This is a genomic window from Comamonas sp. DB36 (assembly GCF_057914905.1).
The window spans coordinates 2,659,451-2,678,925 of the sequence record NZ_CP196631.1 but is presented as its reverse complement, the minus strand read 5'-3'; the positions used below and the strand labels follow the sequence as shown (position 1 = coordinate 2,678,925).

The following is a 19,475-nucleotide window of genomic DNA, read 5'->3' as shown; positions in this document are numbered from 1 at the left end:
GTCCGCGGTCTTTCAGTCGGCGAGGGCGCGGGTCACGACTTCGCGCACGTCATTGCTGAGGTCGGGCCGTGCGGCCACGCGGGCAATGGCTTCGCGTGCGGCCGTGCGGTAGGGCTCGGCCAGTTTCTTCCAGCGGTCCAGGGCGCGCGCCAGGCGGGCCGCGACCTGCGGGTTGATCGCGTCGAGCTCGATCACGCGCTCGCTCCAGAACAGGTAGCCGGCCGCGTCCAGGCGGTGGAAGGCGCCCGGGTTGCCGCTGCAGAAGCTGAAGATCACGCTGCGCGCCCGGTTGGGGTTCTGCAGCTGGAAGTCGGGGTGCTTCATCAGCTGCTTGACCGCGGGCAGCACCTGGCCGCCGCGGTCGGTGGCGCCGGCCTGCAGCGCAAACCACTTGTCGAGCACCAGCGCCTCGGTCTTGAACAGCGCGTGGAAGCGCGCCAGCGCATCGGCTGCGAGCGGGTGGCCGCTGTGGACCAGCGCGGACAGCGCGGCCATGCGGTCGGTCATGTTGGCCGCGTCCTTGAAGGCCTGATAGGCACGGCCGGGCCACACGCTGTCGCCGCTGCGGCGCGCATCCAGGCACAGCATGGACAGCGCCAGACCGGTCAGCGCGCGCCGGCCCGACGACACCGGGTCGGGCTTGTAGGCGCCGGTGTCCTGGTGGTTCTCCCAGGCCCAGGCCCAGTCTTCGCGCAGCGCGGCCGCAAGTTGCTGGCGCAGGGTTTCGCGCACGGCATGCACGCGCTGGGGATCGACCTCGTCGAGCTGTTCCGAAAGATAGCTTTCCGAAGGCAGGCTCAGCACCAGTTCCTTGTAGGCCGCATCCAGCGTGGGATGGCGCAGCACGCTGCGCATGGCTTCGACAAAGGGCAGGGGCAGCAGGTTCTGGGCAATCTCGCCATCGGCCTGCACGACCACCGCCGGGTTGTTGATCGCGCCCAGCGCAATGCGCAGCGCCAGGCGCTGGCCGGCTTCCCAGCGGTTGAACGCATCGCTGTCCTGCGCGAGCAGGGTCAGCAGCGCGTCGTCGCTGTAGTCGTACTGCAGGCCCACCGGAGCGGTGAAGCCGCGCAGCAGCGAAGGCACGGCAGGCTGGGTCACGCCGCTGAACACAAAGCTTTGTTCGGCTTCGGTCAGCACCAGCAAGCGGGTGTCGGCCGGGCTGCCGGCCATGCCGGCGGTGTCGAGCAGCTGCACGGTCTGGGCCGCGCCGTCCTCGGTCAGCAGGCCGACTTCGACGGGAATCACGAACGGCAGCTTTTCGGGCTGGCCGGGCGTGGGCGCGCAGCTTTGGCGCAGCGTCAGCGTATAGGTCCGGGCCGCAGCGTCGTAGACGCCGCTGGCCGCGACCTGGGGCGTGCCCGCCTGGCTGTACCAGCGCTTGAATTGCTCCAGGCGCTCGCTCAGCGCGCTGCCCGGGTTGGCGTCGGCAATGGCCTGGGCGAAATCGTCGCAGGTCACGGCCTGGCCGTCATGGCGCTCGAAGTAAAGCGCCATGCCCTTGGCAAAGCCTTCGCGGCCCACCAGGGTGTGCATCATGCGCACGACTTCCGCACCTTTTTCGTAGATGGTGACGGTGTAGAAGTTGTTGATCTCGAGGTAGCTGTCGGGCCGCACGGGGTGGGCCATGGGGCCGGCGTCCTCGGCGAACTGCACCGTGCGCAGCACGCGCACGTCCTCGATGCGCTTGACGGCGCGCGCCGACGGCGTGCCGGCCAGGTCCATGCTGAACTCCTGGTCGCGGAACACGGTGAGGCCTTCCTTGAGGCTCAGCTGGAACCAGTCGCGGCAGGTGATGCGGTTGCCGGTCCAGTTGTGGAAGTATTCATGGCCGACCACGCTTTCGATGTTCGCGTAGTCGACATCGGTGGCCGTGGCCTGGTTCGCCAACACATATTTGGTGTTGAAGATGTTCAGGCCCTTGTTTTCCATCGCTCCCATGTTGAAGTCGCTGGTGGCGACGATCATGAAGCGGTCCAGGTCCAGCGACAGGCCGAAGCGCGCTTCGTCCCAGGCAACGCTGGCCATCAGCGAGTTCATCGCATGCTCGGTCTTCTCGAGATCGCCGGGGCGCACGTAGACCTGCAGCAGATGCTCCTTGCCCGCGCGGCTGGTGATGCGCTGCTCGCGCGCCACGAGCTGGCCCGCGACCAGTGCAAACAGGTAGCAGGGCTTGCGGTGCGGATCGACCCACTTGGCGAAGTGCCGGTTGTCCGGCAGCTCGCCGCTGTCGACCAGGTTGCCGTTGGACAGCAGAACCGGGAACAGCGTCTTGTCGGCGCGCAGCGTCACGGTGTACATCGCCATCACGTCGGGACGGTCGAGGAAATAGGTGATGCGGCGAAAGCCCTCGGCTTCACACTGGGTGAAGAACGTGCCTTCGCTCACATACAGGCCCATGAGCTTGGTGTTCTTCACCGGCGCGCAGGTGGTGAAGATCTCGAGCTCGACGGGCTCATCGCCCTCGGGCAGGTTTTCGAGCACCAGAGCGTTGCCGTCCATCTTGAACGACGTGCCCTGGCCGTTGACCATCACGCGCGCGAGGTTGAGCTCGTCGCCATCCAGGCGCAAGGCCTTGGCCGGCACGTCGGGGTTGCGGCGCACGCGCATGCGGTTGAGCACGCGGGTCTTGGCCGGGTCGAGATCGAAAGTCAGATCCACGGTGTCGATCCACCAGGCCGGAGCCTGGTAGTCGGCACGTTGTGTGGGTTTCGCTTGTCCTTCACGCAACATGATGTTCCTCCCTTATATGCCCTGCTTGAGCGAGGCTTCGATGAACGCGTCGAGATCGCCGTCCAGCACTTTTTGCGTGGCGGAAATTTCGACGTTGGTGCGCAGGTCCTTGATCCGGCTGTTGTCCAGCACGTACGAGCGGATCTGGTGGCCCCAGCCCACATCGGTCTTGGTGTCTTCGAGCTTTTGCTGCTCTTCCATGCGCTTGCGCATTTCGAAGTCGTAAAGACGCGAGCGCAGACGCTGCCAGGCCACATCGCGGTTGCTGTGCTGGCTACGACCGTCCTGGCATTGCACCACGATGCCGGTCGGGATGTGTGTCAGACGCACGGCCGAGTCGGTCTTGTTGATGTGCTGACCGCCCGCGCCCGAGGCCCGGTAGGTGTCGGTGCGCACGTCCGAGGGGTTGATGTTGATCTCGATCGAGTCATCAATCTCGGGATAGACGAACAGCGAGGCAAAGCTGGTGTGGCGGCCGCCCGACGAATCGAACGGGCTCTTGCGCACCAGGCGGTGCACGCCGGTTTCGGTGCGCAGCAGGCCAAACGCGTATTCGCCTTCGATGCGTATGGTCGCGCTCTTGATGCCCGCGACATCGCCCGGCGTTTCTTCCTGCACTTCGGCCTTGAAGCCCTTGCGTTCGGCATAGCGCAGGTACTGGCGCAGCAGCATGCTGGCCCAGTCGCAGGCTTCGGTGCCGCCGGCGCCGGCCTGGATGTCGATGAAGCAGTTCAGCGGATCGGCTTCATGGCGGAACATGCGGCGGAACTCGAGCTCTTCGACCAGCGGGCGCAGTTTTTCGGTTTCGGCTTCGATGGTCAGCAGACCGTCTTCGTCGTCCTCTTCACGGCTCATCTCGAACAGCTCGGCGTTGTCGGCGAGTTCGTTGGCGAGCTTTTGCAGCGTCAGCACCACGCCGTCGAGCGACTTCTTTTCCTTGCCGAGTTCCTGGGCCTTCTTGGGGTCGTTCCAGACGGCGGGGTCCTCGAGCGAGGCGTTGACGGTTCTCAGGCGTTCGTATTTGGCATCGTAGTCAAAGATACCTCCGTAGATCTGCCGCACGTTGCGTCAGATCTTCGAGGGTATTGCCGATGAGGTTGATGCGTTCTGCTTCCATGATGCGTCCTGTGTGTTCTTGAGAATTAATCGTCGATTTTCTCATGCACAGCGCCCATTCGAACGCAAAGCCCCGGGACCGGGGCTTTTGGGGGCGATTTAAGCCGTAAAAATGCGCGGCGCGAGCCGCCTCGCAGGGCTTAGAAGCTTTCCCAGTCGCTTTCGTTGCTCACTGCCTTGGGCGCCGCAGGCTTGGGGGCCGCGGGCTTGGGCGCAGGCGCGGCGGCGACACGCGGGGCTGCGGCCGCCGCGGGGCGGGCCGGCGCGTTGACGACCCGGGGTGCGGGTGCAAGCTTGGGCGGGGCATGAACGACTGGCGCCATGCCGTTGTGTCCCAGATCGAACACGCTGACCACCTTGGACAGCGCCGTGGCCTGGCCTTGCAGCGCACCCGTGGCGGCCGCGGCTTCCTCGACCAGGGCCGCGTTCTGCTGCGTCATCTGGTCCATCTGGGTCACGGCCTGGTTGATCTGCTCTATGCCCGCGGTCTGCTCATGGCTCGCAGCGGTGATCTCGCCCATGATGTCGGTCACGCGGCGCACGCTGCTGACGATCTCGTCCATGGTCTTGCCGGCCTGGTCGACCTGGCCGTTGCCTTCCTCGACCTTGATGACCGAAGCGTCGATCAACTGCTTGATCTCCTTGGCGGCAGCGGCCGAGCGCTGGGCCAGCGTGCGCACTTCGGAGGCCACGACCGCAAAGCCGCGGCCCTGGTCGCCCGCGCGAGCGGCCTCGACGGCGGCGTTGAGCGCGAGTATGTTGGTCTGGAAGGCGATGGAGTCAATGACGCCGATGATGTCGACGATCTTGCGCGACGAGGCATTGATGTCCGACATGGTCTGCACCACCTGCGACACCGCGGCGCCGCCGCGCACCGCGACCTGAGAGGCGACGCTGGCCAGTTCGTTGGCCTGCTGCGCGTTGGCGGCGTTCTGCTTGACGGTCGATGTCAGTTCTTCCATCGAGGCCGCGGTTTCCTCCAGCGAGCTGGCCTGTTGTTCGGTGCGGGCCGACAGGTCCTGGTTGCCCATGGCGATCTGGCTGCTGGCCGTGGCGATCGAGTCCGTGCCCTGGCGCACCTGGCCGACGATCTGCTGCAGGCTGCTGTTCATGTCCTGCAGGGCCTGCAGCAACTGGCCGGTTTCATCGGTGGAGTGCACTTCGATGCGGCTGCCGAGGTTGCCGGCGGCGACTTCCTGGGCAAGCTTGACCGCATGCTGCAGTGGCCGGGCGATCACGCGTGCAATGCCCAGAGCCAGGGCCAGACCCAGCAGCACCGAGCCGGCCAGCAGCGCGCTGATCCAGACCTGGGCGCTGTCGAAAAGGTCGTCGCCCGCCTTGTTGAAGGCTTCGGTGCGCGCGCTGTTGATCTCGTCGAGCGCGTCGAGCTTGGTCTGGATGGCAAGCGTGACCTTGAGCGAGTCGCCACGCAGCGCGTGCGCGGCCTGTTCGCTTTGCAGGTCGCGCGACATCTGCAGGATCTGCGCGGAATGCGCTGCGTAGTTCTTGAGCTCGGTGCCGATCTCGCTGAGCAGTTGCTGCTCCTGGGGCGTCTTGGCGAAGGCGGCATAGGCCGCATGCTGCTTGGTCACCGTGTCCCACAGAATGGGCATGGATTTCTCGTAGCCTGCGGCCTCGTCGGGCGTGGCGGCCAGCAGGTGCTGCGTCAGTTGCGCGCGGTGGCGCTGCAGCTGGTACTTGATGTCCTGCAGCGTGCGCGCCGCGGGCAGTGCCTGGCGCGTCAGGTCGGTCGCAGTCTGGTTGACGCGGTCGAGCTGGACCAGCGCGAACAGGCCTACGCTGGCGGACAGCAGCAGCAGGACCGCGAAAGAGACAAGCAGCTTGTTGGCCAGCTTCAGGTTTTGAAAGAACGTCATGGGGGTGGGGGGTAGCGGTCAGGCCGCGGCGCAGTGCAGAAATTGAAATTGACAGGGAAGGAGCGACCGATCACTTTCGATCCGCCGCATCCTTGGCCGGATTATCGGAAGCCCAGCGCAAACCCTTAGTCCAATAAGCAGGGCTTTTCCCGAAAGTTACAAATTCGTGCAGACGCAGGGCGCGGCGCAGCCGCACAGGCAAGAAAAAACCCGGCGCGCAGGCCGGGTCGACTTGAATTCGGTGTTAGGACTATCCGCCGCGCGTCACCGGAACTTCGGCGTCCTTGCCATAGCTGCCGTACTTGCCCAGCTCCCACTTGGCCAGCGCGTTGCGGTGGACTTCGTCGGGGCCGTCGGCAAAGCGCAGCGTGCGCGCGGTCGCGTAGGCATAGGCCAGCGGGAAGTCGTCGCACATGCCGCCGCCGCCATGCACCTGGATCGCCCAGTCGATGACCTGGCAGGCCATGCTCGGAGCGACGACCTTGATCATCGCGATCTCGGTGCGGGCCACCTTGTTGCCGGCCGTGTCCATCAGCCAGGCGGCCTTGAGCGTGAGCAGCCGGGCCATGTCGATCTTGCAGCGCGCTTCGGCGATGCGCTCCTGCGTGATCGACTGCTGGGCCACCGTCTTGCCGAACGCGGTGCGCGAGGTGGCGCGCTTGCACATCAGCTCGAGCGCGCGCTCGGCCAGGCCGATCAGGCGCATGCAATGGTGTATGCGCCCCGGGCCCAGCCGCCCCTGGGCTATCTCGAAGCCCCGGCCTTCGCCCAGCAAAATGTTCGAGACCGGCACGCGCACGTTCTCGAAGTACATCTCCACATGGCCGTGCGGCGCGTCGTCGTAGCCCAGCACGTTGAGCGGACGCACGATGCGAATGCCGGGGGTGTCGGCCGGCACCAGCACCATGCTCTGCTGCGAATGCCTGGCGGCTTCGGGGTCGGTCTGGCCCATGGTGATGAACACCGCGCAGCGCGGGTCGGCCGCGCCCGAGATCCACCATTTGCGGCCGTTGATCACGTACTCGTCGCCCTGGCGTTCGATGCGCGTTTCAATGTTGGTCGCGTCGCTGGAGGCGACGTCGGGCTCGGTCATCGCGAAGGCCGAGCGTATCTTGCCTTCGAGCAGCGGCTTGAGCCAGCGCTGCTTGTTGGCTTCGTCGCCGTAGCGCGCGATGGTTTCCATGTTGCCGGTGTCGGGCGCCGAGCAGTTGAAGGCTTCGGAGGCCCAGGGCACGCGGCCCATGATTTCGGCCAGCGGTGCGTACTCCTGGTTGGTCAGGCCCGCGCCTTCATAGCCCGAGGCCGCGGCGCTGTCCACCGGCAGGAACAGGTTCCACAGTCCGGCTTCCCTGGCCTGGACCTTGAGCTTCTCGACGGTCTGCAGCGCGCTCCAGCGCTTGCCCGCCGCGGTATTGGTCGCCAGTTCCGCTGCATAGGTGGCTTCCGCAGGGTAGATGTACTCCTCCATGAAGCGCAGCAGCCGCGCCTGCAGGTCCTTGGTCTTGGCCGAATATTCGAAGTCCATGCGTTCTCCTTGGGGTGATTTGCGCGGTCGCTTCAGGCGCCGCTCTTGAGCGCGAAAGACCAGGCGAGCTCAGCCATGGGCCTGGCGGTGTCGCCCGAAGCCTTGGCCTGGGCGCTCGATGCCGTGCCGGCCTCGACGCGCTTGGCAATGCCTTGCAGGATGGCCGCGATGCGGAACATGTTGTAGGCCAGGTAGAAGTTCCAGTCGGCGCGCAGCGCCTCGGGTGTGGTGATGCGCGTGCGCTCGCAGTAGCGGCGGATGTAGCTGTCCTCGTCGGGAATGCCCAGCGCAGCGATATCCATGCCGCCTATGCCGCGGCCCAGCGCGGCCGGGATATGCCAGCTCATGCAGTGGTAGCTGAAGTCGGCCAGCGGATGGCCCAGGGTGGACAGCTCCCAGTCGAGCACGGCGATCACGCGCGGCTCGGTCGGGTGGAACATCAGGTTGTCGAGGCGGAAGTCGCCGTGCACGATGGACACATGGGCTTCGTCGCGCGCGCTCGCGGGCATGTGCGCGGGCAGCCAGGCCATCAGCTGGTCCATCTCGGGAATCGGCTGGGTCACCGAGGCCAGATACTGCTTGCTCCAGCGCCCGATCTGGCGGTCGAAATAATTGCCCGGCTTGCCGTAGCTGGCCAGGCCGCGTTCGGCGAACTTCACCGAGTGCAGCGCGGAAATCACGCGGTTCATCTCGTCATAGATGGCGCCGCGCTCGGCGGGCGTCATGCCCGGCAGCGACTGGTCCCAGAGCACACGGCCTTCCATGTACTCCATCACGTAGAACGCACGGCCCATCACGGTCTCGTCCTCGCACAGCGCGAACATGCGCGGCACGGGAACGTCGGTGCCCTGCAGACCCTTCATGACTGCGAACTCGCGCTCTATTGCATGCGCCGAAGGCAGCAGCTTGGCCACGGGCCCGGGCTTGGCGCGCAGCACATAGCTCTGGCCGGGCGTGATCAGCTTGTAGGTCGGGTTGGACTGGCCGCCCTTGAATATCTCGACGCTCAGCGGGCCGGCAAAGCCCGTCAGATTGCGCGAAAGCCAGTCCGACAGCGCGGCGGTATCGAACGCATGCTGCTCCGAAAGGGGGCGGGTGCCCACGAAATGGTCGAAAGTGCTCATGGGTCAGCAGGTCCTTGTCGTCAGTGGTCGGATTCCGCGATGCGCAGCAGCGTGGGCCGGTCGCGCACGACCAGGCCGCCCGGCTCGATGCGGATGATGTCTTCGCGCTCCATGGCCTTGAGCTCCTGGTTCACGCGCTGGCGCGAGGCGCCCAGCAGCTGTGCCAGTTCTTCCTGCGCCAATTGCAGGCCGATGCGGATTTCCTGTCCATCGGACAGGCTGGGCACGCCGTAGCTGCGCACCAGGTGCAGCAGCTGCTTGGCCAGGCGCGCGCGCAGCGGCAGCGTGTTGAGGTCTTCCACCAGGCCGTAGAGCTGGCGTATGCGCCGCGCGTGCAGGCGCAGCATGGCTTCGGAGAATTCGGCATGCGTGGCCAGAATCTTCTTGAAGTCGGCCTTGGAGACGCACAGGATGGTGGTCTCGCCGTGCGCATAAGCATCGTGCGTGCGCCGGTCGCCGTCGAAGATCGCGACATCGCCGAACCAGATGCCCGGCTCCACATAGGTCAATGTGATCAGCTTGCCCGAGATCGAGGTGGAGCTCACGCGCACCGCGCCCTTGGCGCAGGCAATCCACTCCTCGGGCGGCTCTCCGCGTGCGCAGATCAGCGTGCCGTCCTTGTAACGTTTGACATATGCGCATCGAAGTATGTCGTGCCTGAGTGAAGGAGAAAGAGACGTAAACCAGCGACCTGAGTTGATCGCTTCACGTTCTTCGATAGTAAGAATCGGGTCGTCCATGGACTGTCTTTTCCGTGACTGATGACCGGCCCATTGTCGCGTGCGGGACCGGCCTCGCGCAGCAGTGGTTTCGCCTGTTTGTCGCATGGGTGTCTGCGCCGCGGGTGGGGTGCGCGCAGCCCAAGGGAAAACCCCGGGGGTCGAGCACGCGCTCATGCGCCGTGGAAAAATGGCCCAAAACCGCCGCCCCGTGTGGCTTTCGAGCCTTGTATGCCAAAATTCACCCAGGGGGAGCTGCTTGTGAAAATTTGTTATACGTTCGGAGGGGTTGGGCTGTTCGCGCTGTCATTGACCGCGTCAGCACTGTCTCTGGGACAGAGCCAGGGCCAGGTGGTGTTGGGCGCGCCGCTGGATCTGGTGTTCCAGTGGCAACCGGACGCCGATATGGATGCCGCTTCTTCCTGCGTGCGCGCCGATGTGCTGCTGGGCGAGCGCCGCATCGACGCCAGCCGCGTGAACATCACGCCCTTGGCACGCCGCGCCGGCCTGCCGGCCTCGGTACGGGTGCGCGCCTTTGTCGTCATCGATGAGCCCGTGGTCGTGGTCAAGCTGTCGGCCGGCTGCCAGGGCCAGACTTCGCGCAGCTATACATTTTTTGCCGAATTGCCCGAAACGGTGGCCGCCAGCGGCGCGGCGCTCGACATCAGGCAGTTGAGCGAGCTGCCGCCACCGCCCGCCATTGCACCGCCTGCGGAGCGTGCGCGTGCGACCGCCCCAGCCCGCCGCGCCGAGCCCGCAAGCCGGCCCACGGCCAGCGTGAATCCGCCCCAGGTCCCCGCCGAGCCACGTCCGCGCAAGCCCGCACCCAAACCCAGCAAGGCCCCGGCCGCGCCTGCACCAACCGTGGCCGCCGCGGGCGAATCAGGCCTGCGCATGGAGCCGCGTCTGCGCATCGACTCGCGCCTGCGCATGGAGCCGGTCGAAAACTGGACCGCACCCGCTGCCGGCGCGGCGGCCCTCACTGTGCCTGGTGCCCCGGCAGCGCCCGCTGCAGAAGGTCTTGCGGCCGTGCCCGATGTCACATTGCCTGCGGTTGCTCCGGAGGCGGATCAGCGCGTGCTGGCGCTTGAAACCCAGATCCAGTCCATGAAGGCGCGCGAGGCCAGCCAGAACGCGAGCCTGGCGCGCATCAGCACCCAGCTCGAGGCCTTGCAGGCCGAAAAGGAACAGGGCAGTCCCTGGACCTTGCCGCTGCTGGCCGCGCTGGCGATCGCGCTCGCGCTGCTGGCCTGGCTGCTGCTGCGCCTGCGCAACCTGACGCAGGCGGCCGCGAACAGTTGGCGCGATTCCGGTGATGGCTACGTGGCCGCGAAGCCTGACGCCGCCGCTGGCGACACGGCTTTCGGCAGCGCCGTGCCGTTCGTTGCCCCGGCCGCCAGCGCTGCCACGCCGCCGGGCGCGGCCGTCGATGTGCGCCAGGACGAGATCACGACCGAATTTGGTCTTTCCGCATTCGGCGCTTCGGCAAGCGCCGATGCGGCGGCGTTGCCGCAGCAAAAGCCGCGCGCCGTGGTCAAGCCCGAGGAGCTGTTCGACGTGCGCCAGCAGGCCGAATTCTTCACCTCGGTGGGCGAGTACGAACAGGCGATTGCCGTGATGCGCAAGCACATTGCCGAGCATGAAGACTCGTCGCCGCTGGCCTATCTCGAGTTGCTGGGGCTGTTCTATCAGCTCAGCCGCAAGACCGAATACGAGGAGCTGCGCCGGCAGTTCGAGCAGCACTTCGCGGCGCGCGTGCCGGAAATGGCGCAGTTCGCCCAGCGTGGCCGCTCGCTGGCGCATTACCCGGATTTGCTCGCCAACATCGAGGCGCTGTGGCCTACCGAGGAGGTCGGCGATCTGCTCGAAAGCTATCTGTTCCGCCAGCCGGGCCAGGACCTGCTGTTCGACCTCGAAGCGTTTGATGATCTGCTGCTGCTGCAGGCCGTGGCGCGCACCACGCCGGCGCGCGCGCGCGGCGAGACCGCGGGCCGGGTGCGCACCACGCCCGCCGTGGCCGCAGACGATACGCCGCCGGCATCGGTGACGGCGACCGCTCTGGCCGCGGCAGCCGCAGCGGGCGCAGTCGCGGCGCCAGTCGAGCAGCCCTGGGCGACGCTGGACCGCTCGCATGCGTCCGCACCTCCGCTGGTGCCGCTGCCCGAAGCGCTGGAAACTCCCGAGCTGTCGCTGGAGATCCCTTCGCGCTTCGATGTGCCCGAAGGTCCTTTCGCACGCGCCGAGCCGTTGAGCCCGGACGCGGCCGGCGCAGATGCGCCCGCGGCGTCGTCGCTGCTCGACATCGACCTGAGCGATGTAGGCCGCTGGCAGCCGCTGGATCTGCCGGCCGTCGAGCCCTTGCCTTTCGATCTGGAGGAGTTTCCCAAGCGGCCCATCGTTGGCTCGCCCGTGGACCAGAACGTGGGTTTCAATGCCATGGACCCCAAGCAGTCGCTGCCCGCAGACCTGGAGCTCACGCCCTGGGAAGAGGAGTCATCGCCCGACAGCATCTTCTCTGCCTGGAACGCGGCGCGCACCGACCGGGTGATCGCCAAGCCTGTGGTGGACGAAGACAAGAAGGACAAGCCCGAAGCCGGCAACGGTCCGGGCTGAAGGGGCGGCCGCCGTGACGGCAGCTGGTTTCAGCGCCAGGCGGCCTGCAATGCCTGCGCCTGGGCTTCGGGGTCCGGCGCGTTGACCAGCGCGCGCACCACGGCGATCGAGCCCGCGCCCGTGGCCAGCACTTCGGGAAACTGCTCGGCGCTGATGCCGCCAATCGCCACCAGCGGGTATTGGCGCATCAAGCGCACATAGGCCGCGAGCCGCGCCACGCCCTGCGGCGCGGTCGCCATGCGCTTGAGTGTGGTCGGAAACACCGCGCCCAGCGCGATGTAGCTGGGGCGCACGGCCTGGGCGCGCACCATCTCTGCGTAGCCATGGGTGCTGACGCCCAGGCGAACGCCGGCCGCGCGCATCGCATCGAGCGCGGCGGCCGGCAGGGCGTCCAGGTCTTCCTGGCCCACATGCACGCCATAGGCGCCGGCGTCGAGCGCCGCCTGCCAATGGTCGTTGATGAACAGCAATGCGTCCGTGCCCTGCACAGCCGCCACGGCGGCCTGGACTTCACGCGTGATCGCCTGGGCATCTTCCGATTTGAAGCGCAGCTGCACCGTGGGTACGCCGGCGCGCGCCATGCGGCCCACCCATTGCGCGTCGGGCAGCACGGCGTACAGGCCCAGCGACCGCGGGCAGGCTGCAAACGCCGGGGGCAGGGCGGCGTCGGCTGCAATCAGGCCGAAGTCGCGCCCGTCATCGGGCCAGTGCGCGGCGTCGAACTGCCCCGTGCGCTCGGTCTGCGCCTGCCAGGCGCGCGCCAGGCATTCGGCGTCCACGGCGATGAAGCCCAGCTGCGAGCAGGCCTGCAGCGCCGCGAGATACGCGGGCTCGCTGCGCGTGGCGGGCGGCACGGGCTGGGGCGGCAGCGCGCTGCGGTCGCTGCCTTCGGGCGCGAACGCCGCAGCGTGGTGATGCACGATGGACAGTGCCAGGGTGTCGATGTCGGTCGAAGTCATTGCGTCTCTTTCAGGGGCCGTCGTGGTGCCAGAACGGCGTTCCCAGCACCGGAGTGCTGGGCTGGGCCGACTGCTGCTCAGCCATCGCGCCCGCATGCCAGGCCGCGCGGCCCGCGTGCGTGGCGTCGGCAAACGCGCCGGCCATGGCGACCGGGTCCTGCGACAGCGCCACGGCGGTGTTGAGCAGCACGCCGTCGAAACCCCATTCCATCACCTGGCAGGCATGCGAAGGCCGGCCCAGGCCGGCGTCGACGATCATCGGCACCGTGAGGCGCTCGCGCAGTGTCTGCAGCGCATAGGGATTGACCGGGCCGCGGCCCGTTCCTATGGGCGCGGCCCAGGGCATCACGGCCTGGCAGCCGACATCGACCAGGCGCTGGCACAGCACCAGATCTTCGGTGCAGTAAGGCAGCACCTGGAAGCCGTCCTTGATCAGGATGGATGCGGCTTCGACCAGATTGAGCGTATCGGGCTGCAGCGTGTAGTCGTCGCCTATCAGTTCGAGCTTGATCCAGGGCGTGTCGAACACTTCGCGCGCCATCTGCGCCGTGGTCACGGCTTCCTGGATGCTCAGGCAGCCCGCGGTATTGGGCAGCACGGGCACGTCCAGGCGGCGCAGCATCTCCCAGAAGCCTGCGCCGGTCTCGGCGGCCTGGCTGCCCTGGCGGCGCAGCGAGGCCGTGAGCATGGCGGGGCGCGAGCGCTTCACTGCGGCTTCGAGCACGGCCGGCGAAGGATAGCGCGACGTGCCCAGCAGCAGGCGGCTGTGGAAGGTCTGGCCGTAAAGGACCAGTGGATCGCTGTCGGAGGAAGTGGTGGTGTTCATCTTGGCAAACTCGGTGAATTCAGTGGATCAGCCGCCGGTCACGGGCGACACGACTTCGACGCGGTCGCCGTCTTGCAGCGGTCGCGCGGCGTACTGCGCGCGCGGCACGAACTGGGTGTTGACGGCAACGGCATAGGGCGGGCGCAGCGCCTGCAGCGCCAGGGCGTCGGCCAGGCTCGCGCCCTCGGGCAGGGCCAGCGGCTGTTGGTTCAGAAGAATGTTCATGGGGCAGTTTCCGGCAGGAGGGGACTCACTGGTGCACGGGCACGTCGAAGCGCCGCGCCAAGGCGGAGTCGCCCGTGGTCAGCAGTTCCAGCACCACGTCGAGCAGCGCCGGAGAAATCATGAAGCCGTGGCGGTACAGACCGTTGACTTCCAGCACGCGCTGCGACAGCCGGCGCACGGCGGGCAGATTGTCGGGCAGCGTGGGGCGGCACTGGCTGGCGATCTCGACGATGCGCGCTTCGGCAAAGCCCGAGTGCACGGTATAGGCCGCGCTCAGCAGCTCCAGTGTGGAGCGCACGCTCGCGGGCGACATGTCGTCGGACTCGATCTCGGTCGCGCCGATCACGAACAGATGGTCTTCCTTGGGCGCGATGTACAGCGGATAGCGTGGATGTACCAGCCGCGTGGGCCGCTGCAGCGTGACTTCAGGCGCATGCACGCGCACCACTTCGCCGCGCACGCCGCGCAGCTGCGGCCAGGCCGGGCGCGCGCCCAGGCCGCGGCAGTCGAGCACCCAGTCGGGCTGGCCCGGCTGGCCGGGCGCGAAGTCGCCCAGTTCCTTGGGCGTTTCCCAATGCATTTGCACGCCCAGGCGCTGCAGCGTGGCCAGCAGCGCGGCCAGCAGCTGGCGGTTGTCGAGCTGGCCTTCGCCCTGCAGGTACACGCCTTGCGTGAAGCGCTGGGTGGTCGCGGGCTCGATCGCGTGCAAGTCCTGGCCCGACAGCGTCTGCAGCGCGGGCAGGGAGTCGTTGATGCGCCGGTTCTTCTCGAACAGCGCGCAGAGGCGCTGGGCGTCGCCCGCGTCCTGTCGGTGCCACAGCACCAGCGTGCCGTTCTGCTGGAAGTACACATGGCCGTCGAGTTCGGCAATGATCTGCGGCCAGCGGCCCAGCGCGTGCTGGCCCATGCGCACCACGCCCGGTTCGGTCACGGCCGACTCGGCCAGCGGCGCGAGCATGGCCGCGGCGACGCGCGCGGCCGCGCCATCGGCCTGCGGGCCATGGGCGTCGTAGAGCGCAATCTGGTGGCCCTGGCGTGCGAGCGAGCAGGCCAGCAATCGGCCCATGAGACCCGCGCCCAGAATGGCGATGCGCGAGGAAGGTTGTAGGCAAGGCATGGGAAATCCCGTCGATAAGTCCCGTCAATACGGCAGGGACAAAAAAGGCGTGACCACGCTTTGCAGGAAACTCCCCACGCCAGTATGACCTGGATCGGGTAGCGGGGCGGCAGCACAGGCTGCGGTTGGGTGCCCCAGGGTGTTTCTCAGTCGCGCATCGCGGTCATGGCTGCGCTGGGCAACCTGGCCGGCAATGGGACACCCCTGTTTCGTCCGTTGAAGTCGAATTACAGCACAAGCGGCGCGACCCCGGCGGCAGGGCAGGAGTTGCGCTGGCGCGCAGGAGGGCCAGAATGGGTCCAACCGCTGACAAACCGAAGTTCAAATGCCCGTTTACCACCAGACCATAGGCGTGCGCCGCCATGTCTTCGACAGCCTCGCGCAGTTGCTCGCGCGCGCTTCGCCCGAGCGCTCAGGCGATCAGCTCGCGGGCCTGGCCGCGCAGTCGGCCGAGGAGCGCGTCGCGGCGCAGATGGCGCTGGCGCAGGTGCCGCTGGCGCAATTCCTGCAGCAAGCGTTGGTTCCCTACGAGTCCGATGAAGTCACGCGGCTGATCATCGACGGCCACGACGCGGCTGCGTTTGCGCCCGTGGCCGGAATGGACGTGGGCGGCTTGCGCGACTGGCTGCTGTCGGATGCGGTCGACGGCGCCGTGCTGACGGCGCTCGCGCCCGGCCTCACGCCCGAAATGGTGGCCGCGGTCTCCAAGCTGATGCGCAACCAGGACCTGATCCAGGTCGCGCGCAAATGCCAGGTCACCACGCGCTTTCGCAACACCATAGGTCTGAGCGGGCGCTTGTCGACGCGGCTGCAGCCCAACCACCCGACCGACGCCGCGGCCGGCGTTGCTGCCAGCGTGCTTGACGGCCTGATGTACGGCTCGGGCGACGCGACCATAGGCATCAACCCGGCGAGCGACAATGTTCCCCAGGTCATGCGCCTGCTTGAAATGCTCGACGCGGTGATACAGCAGTACGGCATTCCCACGCAGTCCTGCGTGCTCACGCATGTGACCAACACCTTGCAGGCGATGGAGCGCGGTGCGCCCGTCGATCTGGTGTTCCAGTCGATTGCCGGCACCGAGGCCGCGAACCGCAGCTTCGGCATAGACCTGGCGCTGCTGGCCGAAGCCCACGCTGCCGCGCTGTCGCTGCAGCGCGGCAGCCTGTTCGCGGACGGCCAGCGCGGGGCCAACGTGATGTATTTCGAGACCGGCCAGGGCAGTGCGCTGTCGGCCAATGCGCACCACGGCTGCGACCAGCAGACCATCGAGGCGCGCGCCTATGCGGTGGCGCGGCATTTCAATCCGCTGCTCGTCAACACCGTGGTCGGCTTCATCGGGCCAGAATATCTGTTTGACGGCAAGCAGATCATCCGCGCCGGTCTCGAGGACCACTTCTGCGGCAAGCTGCTGGGCCTGCCCATGGGCTGCGACATCTGCTACACCAATCATGCGCAGGCCGACCAGAACGATATGGACGTGCTGCTGACGCTGCTGGGCGTCGCGGGCTGCACCTTCGTGATGGGCATTCCGGGCTCGGACGACGTGATGCTCAACTACCAGACCACGTCGTTCCACGACGCGCTCTATGCGCGCCGCGTGCTCGGGCTGCGCCCCGCGCCCGAGTTCGAGGCCTGGCTGGAGCGCTCGGGCATCTTCGTGCCCGGCGCCCGGGCACAGCTCGCGGATGCGCGCCACGGCCCGTTTGCGCATCTGCTGACGTGAAGGAGAACCGCATGGATAGCGCCGTCACCGCCAACCCCTGGGAACAGCTGCGCCGCCACACGCCGGCGCGCATCGCGCTGGGGCGCAGCGGCATCAGCATTCCTACCGCGCAGCAGCTGGCCTTCCAACTGGCGCATGCGCAGGCGCGCGACGCCGTGCACCGGTCGCTGGACATGCGCCTGACCGCCGGCGCCATCGAGGCGCTGGGGGTGCCCACGCTGGTTGCGCACAGCGCCGCGCCCGATCGCGCGAGCTACCTGCAGCGCCCCGATTGGGGGCGCGAACTCGATGACGCGTCGGCCCAGGCGCTGCAGGCCGAGCGCGGCGCGCCGCCCGATCTGGCCATCGTCGTCGCCGACGGCCTGTCGGCGCTGGCGGTGGAGCGGCATGCGGCGCCGTTTCTGGCGGCCTTGCTCGGCGAGCTGCAGGCCGATGCACCGGCGTGGCACCTGACGCCTGCGGTATTGGCCCAGCAGGGCCGCGTGGCGATAGGCGACGACATAGGCGAGCGGCTGGGCGCGCGCATGGTGATGGTGTTGATCGGTGAACGCCCGGGCCTGAGCTCGCCCGACAGCATGGGCATCTACCTGACCTGGGCGCCGCGGCGCGGGCGCAGCGATGCCGAGCGCAACTGCATTTCAAATGTGCGGCCCGAAGGCCAGGACTACCCCGAGGCCGCGCGGCGCGCCGCCTGGCTGCTGCGCGCGGCGCGCGCCGGCGAACGCACGGGCGTGGCGCTCAAGGACGAAAGCGCGCCGTTGCGGCGGATCGAACAGGAAGAAGCGTCTGATTTCACGCTGGCGCGGCGCGAATAGCCCGCGGCGACGCGGCCCTTGGTTTGGGGCGGGAAGGGCGCCGGATGCGCCATAATTTTCCCATGACAATCCCTCATTCGGCGCAATCCGCCCAGGCCGCCTCCAACCTGCCAGCTTCGGCCCCTGCGCGCTACCTGCGCGTGCTCTCCATTGCCGGCTCCGACAGCGGTGGCGGCGCGGGCATTCAAGCCGATCTCAAGACCTTCAGCGCGCTCGGCTGCTTCGGCATGACGGCGATTGCCGCGATCACCGCGCAGAACACCTGCGGCGTGCGTGCCATACACGCCGTTCCCGGCGACATCCTCAAGGCGCAGATCGATGCCGTGGTGCAGGACATAGGCGTGGACGCCGTCAAGATCGGCATGCTGGCCACGCCCGAGACCGTGCGCGTGGTGGCCGACGCGATACGCAGCTACCAGCTGCCCCATGTGGTGCTCGATCCCGTGATGGTGGCCACCAGCGGCGACCGCCTGGTCGCTGCCGAGACCGCCGATGCGCTGGTGCGCGAGCTGTTTCCGCTGGTCGAGCTGATCACTCCCAACCTCGACGAAGCCGGCTGGCTGCTGGATCGGCCCATTGCCGGTATCGAGGCGCTGGACGCCGCGGCGCGCCAATTGCTGGCGCTGGGCGCGCCGGCCGTGCTGCTCAAGGGCGGACATCTGCCCGGCGATTGGGTGGTCGATCTGCTGGTCGACGCCGATGGCGTGAGCCACCGGCTGGAATCGGCGCGCATCGTGACGCACAACGGCCATGGCACGGGCTGCACGCTGTCGTCGGCGATTGCGGCTGAACTGGCATCGGGCGCGGCGCTGCCCGATGCGGTGGCGCGCGCGCGCAGCTACATTCTGGGCGCGATCGCCGCGGGCGCCGATGTGCGCACCGGCAGCGGTCATGGACCGCTGAACCACGGCTATGCGCCGCGCGCGCAGGTCATTGTGCGCGGCTGAGCGCCGGTTTCACCAGCCCCAGCCCAGGCTCTTTGCGATCCAGCCCTGCTGGCCATTTTCGCGCCTCACCTGGGCCCAGCGTCCCGATTTCTTGACCGTGCGCACGACTTCATGCTGCTCCAGCGTGGCGACGCGCTTGAACTTCGTGCCCGGGCCCGAGCGCATGTTGGCCGTGCGCGCGGTGATCACCATGTGCGGCGTCTTGGCCGTGAGCGGGGCATGCACCCAGCCCAGGGTGGATTCGAAGTCGCGCACCTTGAGCCACTTGCCCTGGCGCTGCGTGACCTGCAGCGGATAGCCCCGGCCCAGCTCCCACAAGGTATCGGAGCGGGTGTTCGGTTTCTCGCGCACGTTCACCGTGGAACCTTTGATGCTGACGAATTCGGCGGCGCTGGCCGCGGCGGGCGCGAGCGCGCCCAGTGCAAGGCTGGCAGCGGCGATGAAATGCGAGAAACGGCGGGTCAAAGACAGCACGGGAGCAGCTCCAATCAGATAGGTCAGGGGTGGAAAAAGCCTTTCTGAGTCCATGCCTGAACGCGAAGTTCCAGGAAAAATCAAAAAAGAGAGCTAGAAATCTTTGCTGCAAATGAGAAGTACAGTTAATTTAGAGTTGATTAACCCATTCTAGAAAGTATCGTTGCTATCAATTTAGCTAGCACTCCTACGCGAAGGGTGGGACGATGAAGCGGCTTTCGCCGCGCTATCTGTTGCATCGCCGCACCGCCAGCCAGGATTGCATCCAGCTGCAGCATGCATTTTTGGACGCCATGCGCGCGCACGTGCGCGAAATGCGGAGCAGCGACTTGCCGTTGGAAATGACTTTTACGTTATCTCGTCAGCCGCGCCACAGGCATTGCCCTGACGCGTTCATCTCCAGCCTGGCTCAGCCCGCTTCACGCTCGGGTCGAGGGTCTTTGATGGGCGGTGCCGTGGCCGGGCTTGGTGGAGGATCGCCAATCGGCATCTCTCCAGGAGATTCGGTGGGAACCGAGGGGGATGTGGGTGGATCGACAGGTTGCGGTCGGTGCATGGAATTTCCTTGCTGGCTTGATGAAACGCAGTGCAGATATTGCAAACAATGCTAGGTATTCTGAGAATAGCAAGCCACAAATGAAACTGTATGAAACTTACGCCCACGTTGCTCGACAGCCCT

General features: G+C 67.0%; 15 protein-coding genes. 4 read left to right on the top strand and 11 right to left on the bottom strand.

Annotation, left to right across the window (positions count from 1 at the left end; all coding sequences use genetic code 11):
• Positions 1 to 12 precede the first annotated feature (12 nt).
• The 6 genes from pepN to ACSVDO_RS12295 form a co-directional block, all read right to left on the bottom strand.
• Complete coding sequence (pepN, locus tag ACSVDO_RS12320) at positions 13 to 2,733, bottom strand: aminopeptidase N (RefSeq protein WP_489592402.1); 2,721 nt, start codon at positions 2,731 to 2,733, stop codon at positions 13 to 15.
• Between the two features lie 12 nt (positions 2,734 to 2,745).
• A protein-coding gene (prfB, locus tag ACSVDO_RS12315; RefSeq protein WP_332538011.1) for a peptide chain release factor 2 occupies positions 2,746 to 3,850 on the bottom strand; the annotation gives its coding sequence in 2 pieces (ribosomal slippage) (positions 2,746 to 3,768 and positions 3,770 to 3,850; 1,104 coding nt in all).
• Positions 3,851 to 3,989: 139 nt separating this feature from the next.
• Positions 3,990 to 5,726 (bottom strand): methyl-accepting chemotaxis protein, encoded by a 1,737-nt coding sequence (locus ACSVDO_RS12310; RefSeq protein WP_489592400.1) that lies wholly within the window; start codon positions 5,724 to 5,726, stop codon positions 3,990 to 3,992.
• A 250-nt stretch (positions 5,727 to 5,976) separates the two neighbouring features.
• Positions 5,977 to 7,251: an acyl-CoA dehydrogenase family protein gene (locus tag ACSVDO_RS12305; RefSeq protein ID WP_489592398.1), complete on the bottom strand. Its 1,275-nt coding sequence runs from the start codon at positions 7,249 to 7,251 to the stop codon at positions 5,977 to 5,979.
• A 32-nt stretch (positions 7,252 to 7,283) separates the two neighbouring features.
• Positions 7,284 to 8,375, bottom strand: coding sequence for a phosphotransferase (locus ACSVDO_RS12300; RefSeq protein ID WP_489592396.1), 1,092 nt, complete (start codon positions 8,373 to 8,375; stop codon positions 7,284 to 7,286).
• Between the two features lie 20 nt (positions 8,376 to 8,395).
• Complete coding sequence (locus tag ACSVDO_RS12295; RefSeq protein WP_332538007.1) at positions 8,396 to 9,115, bottom strand: Crp/Fnr family transcriptional regulator; 720 nt, start codon at positions 9,113 to 9,115, stop codon at positions 8,396 to 8,398.
• Between the two features lie 288 nt (positions 9,116 to 9,403).
• Between ACSVDO_RS12295 and ACSVDO_RS12290 the strand changes: the two genes are divergently transcribed.
• On the top strand, positions 9,404 to 11,707 hold the full coding sequence (locus tag ACSVDO_RS12290) for a hypothetical protein (protein ID WP_489592394.1): 2,304 nt from the start codon (positions 9,404 to 9,406) through the stop codon (positions 11,705 to 11,707).
• Positions 11,708 to 11,736: 29 nt separating this feature from the next.
• On the opposite strand, the gene thiE is transcribed toward ACSVDO_RS12290, so the two are convergent.
• The 4 genes from thiE to ACSVDO_RS12270 are packed head-to-tail and all read right to left on the bottom strand — an operon-like array spanning position 11,737 to position 14,783.
• Positions 11,737 to 12,666, bottom strand: coding sequence for a thiamine phosphate synthase (gene thiE, locus ACSVDO_RS12285; protein WP_489592392.1), 930 nt, complete (start codon positions 12,664 to 12,666; stop codon positions 11,737 to 11,739).
• Between the two features lie 10 nt (positions 12,667 to 12,676).
• The gene (locus tag ACSVDO_RS12280; protein WP_489592390.1) at positions 12,677 to 13,492 is read right to left on the bottom strand and encodes a thiazole synthase; all 816 of its coding nucleotides are present in this window, start codon (positions 13,490 to 13,492) and stop codon (positions 12,677 to 12,679) included.
• A gap of 27 nt (positions 13,493 to 13,519) precedes the next feature.
• Positions 13,520 to 13,717, bottom strand: a complete 198-nt coding sequence (gene thiS, locus ACSVDO_RS12275) for a sulfur carrier protein ThiS (protein ID WP_489592388.1) — start codon at positions 13,715 to 13,717, stop codon at positions 13,520 to 13,522.
• A 25-nt stretch (positions 13,718 to 13,742) separates the two neighbouring features.
• On the bottom strand, positions 13,743 to 14,783 hold the full coding sequence (locus ACSVDO_RS12270; RefSeq protein WP_489596397.1) for an FAD-dependent oxidoreductase: 1,041 nt from the start codon (positions 14,781 to 14,783) through the stop codon (positions 13,743 to 13,745).
• A 376-nt stretch (positions 14,784 to 15,159) separates the two neighbouring features.
• Between ACSVDO_RS12270 and ACSVDO_RS12265 the strand changes: the two genes are divergently transcribed.
• The 3 genes from ACSVDO_RS12265 (at position 15,160) to thiD (ending at position 18,322) form a co-directional block, all read left to right on the top strand.
• On the top strand, positions 15,160 to 16,560 hold the full coding sequence (locus ACSVDO_RS12265; RefSeq protein WP_489592386.1) for an ethanolamine ammonia-lyase subunit EutB: 1,401 nt from the start codon (positions 15,160 to 15,162) through the stop codon (positions 16,558 to 16,560).
• Between the two features lie 11 nt (positions 16,561 to 16,571).
• The gene (eutC, locus tag ACSVDO_RS12260) at positions 16,572 to 17,375 is read left to right on the top strand and encodes an ethanolamine ammonia-lyase subunit EutC (RefSeq protein WP_489592384.1); all 804 of its coding nucleotides are present in this window, start codon (positions 16,572 to 16,574) and stop codon (positions 17,373 to 17,375) included.
• A gap of 62 nt (positions 17,376 to 17,437) precedes the next feature.
• Entirely contained in the window at positions 17,438 to 18,322 is an 885-nt protein-coding gene (gene thiD / locus ACSVDO_RS12255; protein WP_489592382.1) for a bifunctional hydroxymethylpyrimidine kinase/phosphomethylpyrimidine kinase, read from the top strand.
• A gap of 9 nt (positions 18,323 to 18,331) precedes the next feature.
• Here thiD and ACSVDO_RS12250 read toward each other — a convergent pair whose 3' ends face one another.
• Positions 18,332 to 18,796, bottom strand: a complete 465-nt coding sequence (locus tag ACSVDO_RS12250) for an SH3 domain-containing protein (RefSeq protein ID WP_442881504.1) — start codon at positions 18,794 to 18,796, stop codon at positions 18,332 to 18,334.
• Positions 18,797 to 19,475 lie beyond the last annotated feature (679 nt).